Origin of the sequence: Shimia biformata (assembly GCF_016888515.1) — a bacterium.
Classification (GTDB): domain Bacteria; phylum Pseudomonadota; class Alphaproteobacteria; order Rhodobacterales; family Rhodobacteraceae; genus Shimia_A; species Shimia_A biformata.
Genome location: NZ_JAFEJK010000001.1, coordinates 543,262 through 555,843, shown reverse-complemented (window position 1 = coordinate 555,843; position 12,582 = coordinate 543,262). Strand labels below are relative to the sequence as shown.

Below are 12,582 nucleotides of genomic sequence, written 5' to 3'. Positions count from 1 at the left end.
CCTCAAAACACAAAACATATTGCGAGAGGCAGATGAGCAGACACTTTCGCGCCCTGGTGATCCTTTTGCTTGTCGCGTCTTGCGGCGGCGGAGACATGCGGCCACCGCGCAACCTGAACGACGCCTGTTCGATATTACAGCAGCGTCCCAAGTACAAACGAGCCTTCCGCGCGACCGAAAGGAAATGGGGCGTGCCAATGCATGTCCAGATGGCGGTCATGTATCAGGAAAGCAAATTCGACGGCGACATTCGCACCCCGATGACCTATGTGCTTGGCGTACTTCCGATGGGCCGCCAATCCAGCGCTTACGGCTATGCTCAGGCCTTGGACGCGACCTGGGAAGATTATCAGCGCGATCAGCGCAACCGTGGCGCCAAGCGCGACAATATTCGCGATGCCTCGGATTTTATGGGCTGGTATTTCAACCAGTCGAAGGAAAAGAACGGCATCCGTCTGGATGACGCGCGCAACCAGTATCTTGCCTATCACGATGGGCACACCGGGTATTCCCGCGGCACCTACAAGCGTAAATCCTGGTTGATGAGAATCGCCGCCGAGGTCGACGCCCGGTCCGACATGTATGAAAAGCAACTGAAGCGCTGCCGCTAATTCAGGACAGGCACGGCGCATTCTACCTAGCGCCGTGCATCCGATCTCAGCGGTTCTTTTCCGGGCTGTTCAGCTGGATGTTGAAGATCGAATTCTTCAGCTCAACGTTCCGGTCCAGTTCGTCCAGAACGACACGCGTGCGCCCACCGCCACCGTCATGGACCACCCATTCCTGCAAACGGACCGGGTCCGCCGTGAAGCGCAGTTCAAGCTGACCGTATTCCGGGTTTTTCGGGTCCTGAGCAAAGACCGTGGTCACGCCATTGTCATAACCATGCCCGACCACCATTTTCGCGGTCTTGAGGTCAACATTCGGCGCCAGGATCAAGTGCAGCGGCGTGCGTTTCAGGGGATATGTCTCGGGCGGCTGGTTCGACTTGCCGTCAAAGATGGCCACCGACAGCGATGCCGCCAGAACCAGTGTCTGGTCAGGAGGATTGTATTCAAAGCGCATTTTCCACGGACGCTTCAGATACAATGTTCCGGTTGACCTGGTGCCGTCGCCGTTGAACTGGGTGAAATTTGCCTGTGCGGTCTTGAGACCGTCCAGGTAGGTCGACAATTCGTCCAGCGACAGCTTTTCCGCCATCGCCGGGACGCTCAGCGCCAGCCAAAAGGCAGGCGCAACAAGGAATCTGACTGCTCTCATAACCCCAATCTAGGCAATCCCCGCGCCGCTTGCATCACGTGGTGGATCACCTTTTCTTGCGATCGGCCTGAATTTGCCCAAACCTATTGTTCAGGCACAAGGATTTCGCGTTTGCCGACGTGGTTGGCGGCGCTGACCAGCCCCTCTTCTTCCATCTGCTCGACCAGTCGGGCGGCCTTGTTATAGCCGATGGCCAGTTTGCGCTGGATGTACGAGGTCGAACATTTGCGATCCTGGATAACGATCTGCACGGCCTGATCGTAAAGCGCATCCTCGCCGGTGGTGTTGCCACCGAGCCCGAGAACCGCGTCGATATTGTCGGCCTTCTCTTCGTCCGGGCCTTCCACAACGCCGCTCATGTAGGACGGTGGACCAAAGGATTTCAGGTGGTTGACGATTTCCTCGACCTCTTCGTCGCTGACAAAAGGGCCGTGACACCGGGTGATCTTGGCACCGCCGGCCATGTAAAGCATATCGCCCATGCCCAGAAGCTGCTCGGCACCCATTTCGCCAAGAATGGTTCGGCTGTCCACTTTCGACGTCACCTGGAACGAGATCCGCGTCGGGAAGTTTGCCTTGATCGTGCCCGTGATCACGTCGACCGACGGGCGCTGGGTGGCCATGATCAGGTGGATACCCGAGGCCCGCGCCATCTGTGCCAGCCGCTGGATACAGGCTTCGATTTCCTTGCCCGCGACCATCATCAGGTCTGCCATCTCGTCGACAACAACGACGATATAGGGCATTTTTTCAGGCTGGATTTCCTCGGTCTCGAAAACGGGTTCGCCGGTTTCGTCGTCAAAGCCGGTCTGCACTGTTCGGCTGAACATCTCGCCTTTGGCCAACGCCTCGGCGACTCGGCTGTTATAACCGTCGATGTTGCGCACACCCATCTTGGACATCTTGCGATAGCGATCTTCCATCTCGCCGACGGTCCATTTGAGTGCCACCACGGCCTTTTTCGGATCTGTCACGACAGGCGAAAGAAGATGCGGAATGCCGTCATAGACCGACAGTTCCAGCATCTTCGGGTCGATCATGATCAGGCGGCAATCCTCGGGCGTGAGGCGATAGAGAAGTGACAGGATCATTGTGTTGATCGCCACCGATTTACCCGAACCCGTGGTCCCCGCGATCAGGAGGTGGGGCATCTTGGCCAGGTTCGCGACAACCGGGTCGCCGCCAATGTCCTTGCCCAGCGCAAGCGGCAGTTTTTGGTTGCTGTCGCCGAAATCACGTGCAGCAAGGATCTCGCGCAGAACCACTTTCTCACGGTTTTCGTTCGGAAGTTCGATCCCGATCACGCTGCGGCCCGGAACTGTCGAGACACGCGCCGACAGTGCCGACATCGACCGCGCGATGTCGTCCGCCAAACCGATCACGCGGCTGGCTTTCAAGCCCGGAGCGGGTTCGAGCTCATACATGGTCACGACCGGACCGGGGCGGACCGATACGATTTCGCCCTTGACGCCGTAGTCATCCAGAACCGCTTCAAGCATCCTGGCATTTTCTTCCAAAGCCTCGTCGCTCAGGTAATGGCGCTGAATGCTGCTGGGGTTGGTCAACAGGCTGAGAGGCGGCAATTCGTATTCGACCTGCGGCTCGTCAAAGGCCAGCGAAGGCTGAGCCTCGGCGCGAGCTTTGGTCGAAGGCACGACGGGTTTCATCGCGCGGGGTTGCACCACCTTTTTCTGTTCGACCTGCGCAACAGGAATGGTCTGAACGGGCTCAGCGACCTCGTCCAGCGGCAGTGCGGTTTCTGGCGTATCGTCGACCATGGTTTCGGGCACGGCAGGTTGCACACGTGCGGCGGTCAACGGCGGTTCCGGCGGCAGACCGTGACGCGGACCGTTGTCCAGCACAAGCGGGTCGGGCCCACGCCCGCGGCCCTTGGTCAAAGGCTTGTCAGCAAGGACTTCCGGCGTCGGCGCAGGATCGGCTCCCTGGGTCGATCGGGACCGGATCACGTCTGCGATCTTGGCACGAATTCGGTCCTGCCCCGGCATCTCGGCCACATCCGCCACCGGGCTTTGTGCCACCAGTTCGGGTTCTGGCATCGCATCAACTTCGGGGTCGGGTCGCTTGACCAATGCTGGCATCCGCTTGAGAAACCCAGCTTTCGGCGCGGCCGCCTGGGGTGCGACCTCAAAATCCTCTTCAAACAGGACAGGCTCATCTTCATGCGGCATTGCGGCAGCCGCCATCTCACGGCGCTCGGCGCGTTTTTCGCGCGCGTGTTTCGCCGCCTTCACGACACCCCCGGCACCTTTGCCCAATGCCGCCATTAGGTAGGCATAGGTCAGGATGACACCAACCAGAAGGAAGCGGCCAAAGCGCTTGACCTCATCCATGGTCGCGCCCAGCACAAAAAGCCCTAGACCCAGCGTGGCAAAGAAACTGATCGCCGAGATTGCCTTCAGCCCCATCGCGGCATTGACCGGTAGAAAGTTCAGGACAGCGCCCAGCACGGTATCCCCGAACAGACCGCCCAGACCGAAGGAATGGGTCCAGCTGTCGCCCGGCACCAGGGTCGATGCATAAACAGCCGTCACCGCAATCAGGATTGGAGCAAATACCAGACGGCCCAGTGCACGTTCTTCACCGCGGTGCAACAGGAAACGCAGCCCCCAGCCCCCGAAGATCAACGCGATACCCCACGCGGCCCATCCGATGATCATGAACAAAGGCGCGGCAATCGAAGCCCCGATCCGCCCCATCCAGTTCTGCACCGGTGCATCGGTGGCGGAAATCCAGCTGGGGTCGCTAGGGGTATAGGACGCGATCATCGCAGCCGCCATGCCCGCCAGAACCAACAGTGCAATCCCGATCAGTTCCTTGCCGCGTTTTTCGATCGCGGCTTGCATGTTGCTGTCCAGAAGCGGATCCCGCTCGCGCGTCTGATATGCCATCTCGTTCCCTCGTTCTTATGCCCAAAGACAGGCGCGCAATCGTGTCAGCGCGTCCTGAACCTCGGTTTTTGGAGCCACCAAGGCGACCCGGATATATGTCTTGCCGGGGTTTTCCCCGTCGATGTCGCGGCTCAGGTAGGCGCCGGGCAAAACCCGGACGCCGGTCTGTGTCCATGCCTTTAGTGCCGCTTCTTCGCCATCCTCGACCGGCAGCCAAAGGAAAAATCCGGCCTCTGGGCTATGATAGCCGGGAATGTCACCCAGTATCTGGTCCGCAAGGTCAAACTTCTCGCCGTAAAGACGACGGTTCTCGGCGACGTGCTCTTCATCCGACCAGACCCGTTCAGCGGCGCGCTGAAGAGGTGTCGGAAGTGGCGCGCCGGAATAGGCGCGCAGCTGCTTGATCCGGGCCATGCTTTGTGGCCCTCCAGCAACAAACCCCGACCGCAACCCCGGCAGGTTCGACCGTTTCGAAAGGCTGTGAAAAATCACCACGCGTTCCGGGTCAGCGCCCAGTTTCGCGGCCATCTCGAGCGCCCCGACCGGCGCCGCGCCGCGGTAAATCTCGGAATAACACTCGTCGGCGAAAATCTGGAAATCATGCCGTTCCGCCAGCGCGATCAGGTCGCGCCAATAACTTTCCGACGCCACCGCGCCCTGCGGGTTCGACGGTGAGCAGACATAGGCAATTGCGACCTGATCCAGTACCTTCGGATCAAGCGCGGTGTAATCGGGCAAAAACCCGGTTTCGGCAGTAGCAGGCACAAAGACCGGCTTTGCCCCGACCGAGACCGTCGCCACGGCATAAACCTGATAAAACGGGTTCGGGATCAGAACCAAAGGCTGCGCGCCGTTCTTGGTCTCGGGACACAGCGCCATGGCGGCATTGTAGAGCCCTTCTCGGGTGCCATTCAGCGCCATGATCTGACGTTCGCTGTCGAGATCAACCCCGAAGCGATGCTCTAACCAAGCTGAAATCGCCTGCAACAGTTCAGGCGTGCCGTCATTAGGAGGGTAAGAGTTGAACTCGTGCGCATGGTCCGCAATCACGTCGCTAACCCACGCAGGAAAGGTATGTTTCGGCTCTCCGATGGTCATATGCGCCACAGGTCCACCGGGTTCATGCACGTCCAACAGGGCGCGCAGACGCGGGAACGCATAGGCCGGTAGGTTCGAGAACCGCTCGGGAAACATATTCAATACTGCCTCAAGGTCGGGATCTGTGATCGTCCCGTTTCCCTCAAATTACAAAAGCGACCGCCACCCGTCCAGAAAAACATCTTGCTTTCAGGGCGCTGTGACTTTTGCGCCAGATATCGGAATACCGCGTCAGCCCAGCGCGCCCGAGGCCGCCTGCGCCAGCCGCAACAGCCGTTCTTCGGCAAAAGGTGCGCCCAGGAACATGATACCGCAACTGGGCGTTCCGGTCGGCAAGGTGATCGACGACAAGCCCAGAAGGTTTCCGATCCGCGTATTGCGCAAGGCCAGAAGATTCTCGGACACGTAATAGTCGATATCCGTCATCAACCGCTCGGCGTTGGGCGGAAGGATCGGCGCGGTCGGGCAGATCACTGCGTCGAATCCCGCGACTCGCGTATCCCAGTCGGCACGACATTCGTTCAAGATCATCCACGCGGTCGCATAGTCGGGACCGCTGAACTGGGCGCCGGCGCGGAACCTCTCAAGGATCCGGTCGAACATGGCACCTGGGTTTTCCTCGATGGTTTCGCGCCATTCACCATAGGCTTCGGCTGTGTAAAGAGGGCCTGTCATGTCCATCGCGCGGGCAACCTCGGGGGCAGCGAAATGTTTGATCGTCGCTCCGGCGTCCTGAAGGCGGTCCACTGCGGTCTGAAACGCGGTCATGGGAGTCTCGCGCACATCCTCCATGGCAACGGTTTCAAGGACGCCCAGCCGCACACCCTGCAACGAAGCCCCGCGCAGGTCCGGCGCCATACCGCCCTCAAGCACGGCCAGAAGAAGCGCGGCGTCCTCGACTGTGCGACACAGGGGTCCGACGGTGTCAAAGCTGCGGCAAAGCGGCACCACCCCGTCATTGGAAAGACGTCCATGTGTGGTTTTGAACCCAACCAGATCATTCCACGCCGCCGGAATGCGCACCGACCCGCCGGTATCGGATCCGATCCCGGCCGCGGCCAACCGGAATGCCACAGATGCCGCCGCACCAGAGGACGACCCCCCCGGAACCGCCTTGGGATCATTGACGCAAGGCGACGTCGCGGTCACGGGATTGAGACCCAGCCCGGAAAAAGCCAATTCACTCATGTGGGTCTTGCCCAGACAGACCAGCCCGGCCGCCGTCGCATTGCGCAAAACCGTCGCATCCTGGTCCGGAACCCGGCCTTCCAACAACGCCGAGCCCGCCTCGGTTCCCAACCCGGCAGTGTCAAACAGGTCCTTCCAGCTGATCGGCACCCCGTCCAGTGGTGACAGGCGGAACCCGGCGCGGGCGCGTTCGGCGGCGGCCTCTGCCTCAGCCAAGGCGCGGTCGGGCGAAACTTCAACATAGATTCGATCACGCGCATCATGGCTGTCGATGGCCCCAAGGAAGGCCTGCGTCAGCGCAACCGGGTCTATCGCGCCGTCGCCAATGCCCCGCCCAAGGTCTGCCGCGCTCATCTCAAGCCAGTTGAACATGGTTCGTTCCGTTCATTTTGTCCCCGTTACCGGACGGTAGCGGCCCGACACCGCATGGACAATCCCGAAGGAAGGCGCATATTGCGGCTTATGGCATATGACAGCGATATCCTGATTGCCGGTGGCGGCCTCAATGGTCCCGCTCTGGCCCTTGGCCTGGCCCGCTCGGGGTTCAGCGTGACCGTCATCGACGCCCGACCTTTACGTGCCCGCGCAGACGACAATTTCGACGGGCGCGGGTATGCACTGGCACTGGCGTCAAAACGGCTTCTGGACGCGATCGGCGTCTGGAACCGCGTCAAGATGAACGCACAGCCGATGCTGGAAATCAAGGTTTCAGACGGCCACGCCGCAGAAGGCCCATCACCCTTCTTCCTGCATTTCGATCACGCCGAGATCGAAGAAGGCCCGATGGGGTTCATGCTGGAGGATCGGTTCCTGTACCGCGCCTTTGTGGATGCGATGGCCGAGGACGAGCGGATTACCATCATTTCCGAAGACAGCGTCATTGCCCAGACCCCTGACGCGACCGGTGTGTCCGTTGCGCTGGCTTCCGGGCGAACGCTGCGCGGGCGGGTTCTGGTTGGTTGCGATGGGCGGCAAAGCGGTGTCGCAAAACGCGCCGGGATCAAGCGCACTGGCTGGGGGTATGGGCAGACCGCGTTGGTCTGCGCGATTTCACACGAAAAACCCCACAACGGAATTGCGCACCAGTTCTTCATGCCTTCGGGCCCATTGGCCATCCTGCCGCTACCGGGCAATATGTCTTCGATTGTGTGGAGCGAAACGGACGAGAACGCAGCACGCATTCACGCGCTGTCTGATGACGAATACATCGAAGTCCTGCGCCCGCGTTTTGGCGATTTCCTTGGTGACATCCGCTTATCCGGTGCGCGGTTCACCTATCCCCTGAACCTGACCGTAGCCAACCAATTCATCGCCGAACGGATCGCGCTTGTCGGTGATGCGGCGCACGGGATGCACCCGATTGCCGGACAAGGGTTGAATGCCGGGCTTCGCGATGTCGGGGCGCTGGTCGATGTGCTGACCGAGGCCCGCCAGCGTGGCGAGGATATTGCAGTCCAACCAGTACTTGAGCGTTACCAGCAATGGCGACGCTTTGACACCGCGTCGCTTGTGGCTGCCACAGACCTAACCAACAAACTGTTTTCAAACGACAATCCGCTCCTGAGAGTCGGTCGCGATATCGGCATGGGTTTGGTGAACGCTATGCCCGGCCTGCGTCGCAGCTTCATCCGCGAAGCCGCCGGCTTGACCGGAGATTTACCAAAGCTGATGCGCTGACAAGGATCAGTCGATCACCCGCGCTTCATCTTCAAGCATGACAGGAATGCCATTGCGGATCGGAAACGCAAGCTTGGCGGACTGGCTGATCAATTCCTGCTTTTCGGCGTCATAGCGCAGCGTGGTCCGCGTGCGCGGGCAGATCAGCGCTTCGAGCATTCGGGGATCAAAGGGGCTGTCTTTGGTGTCGGTCATTGGATCAGGTCCTCTGCTGCGCCGCCTCTCAGCGCAAATTCCATCAGCGTGATAAGTGTTTCCCGGCGGGTGGACAAGCTGGGTGCCTCTAGCAGAGCCTGTTTGTCCTCGACTTCGAAATCCAACAACATCGACAGTGAATTGACCAGCAACTCGTCTTCCGCCTCTTTCAGCGTTTCCCAGTCGGTGGACAGATCCAGAGCTGCGAAATATCGCGCCAGCAGATCAAGGAAACACTGGCGGTCAAAGGCCGGATCGTGTTCCGTGGGACCAAGATCACTTTCAAATCCACCCCAGTCGACCTCGCACCGCCGATAGGGGGCAAATCCATCGACCTCGGACCGAACCCGGAACCTCGAGATTCCGGTCAGCGTGATCATATATCGCCCGTCATCAGTTTCCGAGAATTGCGTCACCCTGCCAGCGCAACCGATCACATGCAGCCCCGTACCCCTGGGGCCCGGATTGGCCAAAGGTTGCACCATGCCAATCAGCCGTGACTTTGTCTTGAGTGCATCATCGAGCATCGCCAGATAGCGCGGTTCGAAAATGTGAAGCGGCAACCGGGCGCGCGGCAACAGCAGCGCGCCGGGCAGAGGGAACACCGCTATGGTGTCCGGCAGATCGGCGGCGGAGAACATATTTCAAGTGTAGCGCGGAACGCGCCGCAGGCAAATCCGCGATCGGCCTTAGGCAAAGATCATCGACGACAGGCGGCGACGCCCGTTCAACACAATCGGATCATTCGGCTTCAGCGCCTCGAAGATCGTGAACAGCTGGGCTTTGGCCGCTCCATCATTCCACTCTCGGTCGCGTCGGAACAGGTCAAGAAGTTCATCAACTGCAGCCTGCACATCGCCAGCAGCATGAAGCGCCTGTGCCAGATCCAGTCGAGCCTGATGGTCGTCAGGGTTGGCTTCGACCTTGGCGCGCAGATCAGCGACCGGACCGGCGTTTTGCGCCTGTCGCGCCAGTTCCAGCTGGGCGAAGGCGGCTTCGACTTCGGGGGCGGCGGAAATCTCGGCCGGGACGCCGTTCAACACGGCTTCGGCCTGATCCAGAGCATCCGCCGCAAGATGTGCCCGCGCCAACCCACCATATGCGGCGGCATTTGCCGGGTCCTGCTCAAGGATCGCCGCAAAGGTCTGGGCTGCATCGGCTGCGGCACCTTCGGCCAGCATCTCTTCGGCGGCAGCAATGGCGTCGTCCAGCCCATTGTCCGGCACCTGCCCACCAGCGGCTTCGACCACTCGCGCAACAAAGGCGTCGATCTCGGATCCAGGAACCGCGCCTTGGAATCCGTCAATGGGCTGGCCCTGCCAGAAGGCAAAAACTGTGGGGATTGACTGGATACGCAGCTGTCCCGAGATCATTTGGTTCTCGTCGACATTGACCTTGGCCATCTTCACGGCACCACCCGCAGCGGTGACGGCGGCCTCAAGCGCGGGTCCAAGTGTCTTGCAAGGACCGCACCAAGGCGCCCAGAAATCGACGATTACCGGCACCTGCATCGAGGATTCGACAACCTCTTGCATGAAGGTGGCTTCGCTCACGTCCTTGATCAGGTCTGCATCCGGCGCGGCAGCAGCACCATTTCCCAATTCCAGCATGGTTTTCGTCCTCGAAAAAGTGTTGGCCCCTATATGAGGCCTCGGGCTCCGGAATCAAAGGGGCAGTTCGCGCAGCCTGTGCCTTTCTTTACAGGTCGAACGAGGCAAAGACCGGAGCGTGGTCGCTGGGTTTCTCCCAGCCGCGTGCGTCGCGCAGGATGCGGCTGGAATGACCCGCGTTCGAAATGTCGGGTGTGGCCCAGACATGGTCCAGCCGCCGCCCCTTGTCTGCGGCATCCCAATCCTTCGCACGGTATGACCACCACGAATACAAAAGCCCCTCGGGGATGTCCTGCCGGGTGATGTCGACCCAGCCGCCGGCATCTTGGGTCTCGGCCAGATGGTCGACTTCGATCGGCGTGTGGCTGACGATCTTCAGAAGCTGCTTGTGGTTCCAGACATCGTCTTCGCGCGGGGCGATATTCAGGTCGCCGACAAGGATGGATTTTTGCGGTTTGTCCTTGTGGAACCAGTCGCGCATCTCGGTCAGGTAGTCCAGTTTCTGGCCAAATTTTTCGTTCACTTCACGGTCGGGCACGTCGCCGCCAGCAGGAACATAGAAGTTATGGATGGTAACGCCGTTTTCCAGTTGCCCGGCAATGTGACGCGCATGACCAAGCGCGGCGAAATCTTCGGCCCCTGCCTCGACCATCGGGATCTTGGACAGGATCGCAACCCCGTTGTACCCCTTCTGGCCACGCGCGACCATGTGGGTATACCCCAGCGCCGCAAAGCCCTCGGTCGGGATTTTCTCGACCGGGCTTTTGCATTCTTGCAGGCACAGCACATCCGGCGCCTCTTCCTGCAACAGTTTCAGAACAATCGGCTCTCGCAGCCGGACCGAGTTGATGTTCCAGGTGGCAAGGGTAAAGGTCATGATAGATCCAGTTTCTGGCTCAGTTCTGATAAGGCAAGTCGGAAAGCTCATCCTGCACGGATTGCAGGAAAGGGGCATAGTGTTTCCAAACCTCAGAACTGCCTTTGTAGATGCCCTGACGCACTTGCGCAATTGACGCGGTCCGCACCACACCCGCGTTCTGGGTGTCCAAAAGTCCGTTTTCCGGGGTCAACCCGACATGGTCCAGGATCGGGACAAGACCGGTTTCGGGGTCGGCTGTCAGTTGGTCATAGTCGACATTCAGCACCCGCCCCGGAAACCGTTGATGCCAGAACGCCATAAGCGACTGGTATTTATTGAAATAATCGATCGTGTCGCGCAGATCGCAGGAATAGGACTGCGCCGGACTGGTAAATTGCTGCCGGAAATTGGACCAGCAAACCGCCATAGGGTCACGGACCATATGCAGTACACGTGCTTCGGGTATCGCCAACAGGACAAACCCGATCCAGCGGAAGTTTTGCGGCATCTTATCGATCAGCACCCGCGTTGATGCCAAGGTGGTGATCCGGCCAAGGTATTCCGCCCGGACATGGTCAAGAACGGCATCCATGTCCTTCCCCTGGCGCCAACCCGAGGTTTCCACAGCGATGCGCAGGAACTCAAGCTCTCCTGCAGGAGTGGCCGCGCTATGCCGCCCCAGGATCTGTTCGACAAGAGTCGTGCCGGAACGGGGCATACCGACCACGAAGATCGGGCGCGGCCCGCGATACCGCTTGTCCGCTGTCATCGCTGCGTGGTCCTGCAAAAACGTTTCGCGGATGTTCCGGAACTCCGCTTGCACCTTGGCAGGATGATAGGGTCGGTGCTCCCGGATGGCGGCATTGGCCGTCTTGAAGGCGGTAAATGCCGCCGGGAAATCCTGTTCGGCATCCAGAACGCGCGCCCGAGCGAACCCAAGACGTGCGCGAGCCTCCACAGGCGCCGACTCAGTAATCTCTATCGAAAACAAGCGTTCCCGGCTGTCCGCATCGATCCGCCCCCGCGTGACCTGCGTCAACTGATCATAGGCTGGGGGGCGATCCGGCTTTTGTGCGATTGCTTTTCGCAGCACTTCTGCCGCGACTTCCATGTCGCCACGCTGCGCCAAAGCGCCAGCCTTGCGGCAGAGCGCGTCGTAATAGCGGGTATCCCCTGGCGTAACACGGTCGAATCTGTCGATCGCTTCACCGTGCCGCCCAGCCAGAACCAGGCACTCCCCAAGCGCTAAGATCGTTTCGGAATTGCCGGGATCCATCCTGTCGGCTTTTTCAAGTAGGGATATCGCCTGCTGGTGTTCCAACTTGTCCATCAGCACTAGGCCAAGTGTGCGCAGGCCTTCAACCGATTTCGGATCAATCTCGATAGCCTTGCGCAGAGCAGGTTCCGCCGCATCCAGGTTGCCCGCCGCCGCCTGCGCCGCCCCGATCAGCCGAAGCAGTACTGCCGAGGTGGGAAACTGTATTGTGAGCGCCTCCGCCTCGATAATGACCTCACGAAAGGAGCCACTTGCAAAACCCTGGTTCAGCCTAGCCAAGACCTCGGGGGGAGGGTCGGAAAGGCCCGCGCTCACTCCGGCGCGCGTCAGTTCCGCCACCCCTGCGCGTGCGACCTTGTTGGCCGGAAAACGCGACAGTACGTCCTGATAAACAGACAGCGCCAACTCCGGTCGCCCCGCTTTTAGATGTTTTTTGGCTTGGACAAGAAGGCGCGATATGGACATGAATTTCGACAGTTCCGGGAAATTTGGTTTTGAATACCATGGGTA

Annotated in this window: 11 protein-coding genes; 2 read left to right on the top strand and 9 right to left on the bottom strand. The window is 59.9% G+C overall.

All coding sequences use genetic code 11. The features are described 5' to 3' along the window. Nucleotides 1-32: 32 nt before the first annotated feature. Complete coding sequence (locus tag JQ863_RS02610) at nucleotides 33-611, top strand: transglycosylase SLT domain-containing protein (protein ID WP_204112771.1); 579 nt, start codon at nucleotides 33-35, stop codon at nucleotides 609-611. A 46-nt stretch (nucleotides 612-657) separates the two neighbouring features. Here the strand turns inward: JQ863_RS02610 and JQ863_RS02605 are convergent, their stop codons facing one another. From JQ863_RS02605 to JQ863_RS02590, 4 genes are all read right to left on the bottom strand, one after another. Continuing rightward, a complete protein-coding gene (locus tag JQ863_RS02605; protein WP_204112770.1) occupies nucleotides 658-1,260 on the bottom strand; it encodes a LolA family protein in 603 nt (200 codons plus the stop codon). A gap of 83 nt (nucleotides 1,261-1,343) precedes the next feature. Then, on the bottom strand, nucleotides 1,344-4,169 hold the full coding sequence (locus tag JQ863_RS02600) for a DNA translocase FtsK (protein ID WP_204112769.1): 2,826 nt from the start codon (nucleotides 4,167-4,169) through the stop codon (nucleotides 1,344-1,346). Between the two features lie 15 nt (nucleotides 4,170-4,184). Next, nucleotides 4,185-5,363 carry an aminotransferase class I/II-fold pyridoxal phosphate-dependent enzyme gene (locus JQ863_RS02595; RefSeq protein ID WP_204115034.1) on the bottom strand — a complete coding sequence of 393 codons (1,179 nt, stop codon included), beginning with the start codon at nucleotides 5,361-5,363 and terminating at the stop codon, nucleotides 4,185-4,187. A 135-nt stretch (nucleotides 5,364-5,498) separates the two neighbouring features. Further along, nucleotides 5,499-6,827 (bottom strand): amidase, encoded by a 1,329-nt coding sequence (locus JQ863_RS02590; protein ID WP_204112768.1) that lies wholly within the window; start codon nucleotides 6,825-6,827, stop codon nucleotides 5,499-5,501. A gap of 54 nt (nucleotides 6,828-6,881) precedes the next feature. On the opposite strand from JQ863_RS02590, the gene JQ863_RS02585 reads away from it, so the two are divergent. Then, nucleotides 6,882-8,132: a UbiH/UbiF/VisC/COQ6 family ubiquinone biosynthesis hydroxylase gene (locus JQ863_RS02585; protein WP_204112767.1), complete on the top strand. Its 1,251-nt coding sequence runs from the start codon at nucleotides 6,882-6,884 to the stop codon at nucleotides 8,130-8,132. A 6-nt stretch (nucleotides 8,133-8,138) separates the two neighbouring features. Here JQ863_RS02585 and JQ863_RS02580 read toward each other — a convergent pair whose 3' ends face one another. The 5 genes from JQ863_RS02580 to JQ863_RS02560 all read right to left on the bottom strand — a co-directional run bounded on the left by JQ863_RS02580 (nucleotide 8,139) and on the right by JQ863_RS02560 (nucleotide 12,477). Further along, entirely contained in the window at nucleotides 8,139-8,327 is a 189-nt protein-coding gene (locus JQ863_RS02580; RefSeq protein ID WP_204112766.1) for a Trm112 family protein, read from the bottom strand. Then, nucleotides 8,324-8,968: an LON peptidase substrate-binding domain-containing protein gene (locus JQ863_RS02575; RefSeq protein WP_204112765.1), complete on the bottom strand. Its 645-nt coding sequence runs from the start codon at nucleotides 8,966-8,968 to the stop codon at nucleotides 8,324-8,326. Before JQ863_RS02575 ends, JQ863_RS02580 begins: the two co-directional genes overlap by 4 nt. A gap of 48 nt (nucleotides 8,969-9,016) precedes the next feature. Further along, nucleotides 9,017-9,937, bottom strand: coding sequence for a tetratricopeptide repeat protein (locus JQ863_RS02570; protein ID WP_204112764.1), 921 nt, complete (start codon nucleotides 9,935-9,937; stop codon nucleotides 9,017-9,019). A gap of 88 nt (nucleotides 9,938-10,025) precedes the next feature. Next, on the bottom strand, nucleotides 10,026-10,814 hold the full coding sequence (locus JQ863_RS02565) for an exodeoxyribonuclease III (RefSeq protein WP_204112763.1): 789 nt from the start codon (nucleotides 10,812-10,814) through the stop codon (nucleotides 10,026-10,028). Between the two features lie 19 nt (nucleotides 10,815-10,833). Continuing rightward, nucleotides 10,834-12,477 (bottom strand): tetratricopeptide repeat-containing sulfotransferase family protein, encoded by a 1,644-nt coding sequence (locus JQ863_RS02560; RefSeq protein ID WP_204112762.1) that lies wholly within the window; start codon nucleotides 12,475-12,477, stop codon nucleotides 10,834-10,836. Nucleotides 12,478-12,582: the final 105 nt, after the last annotated feature.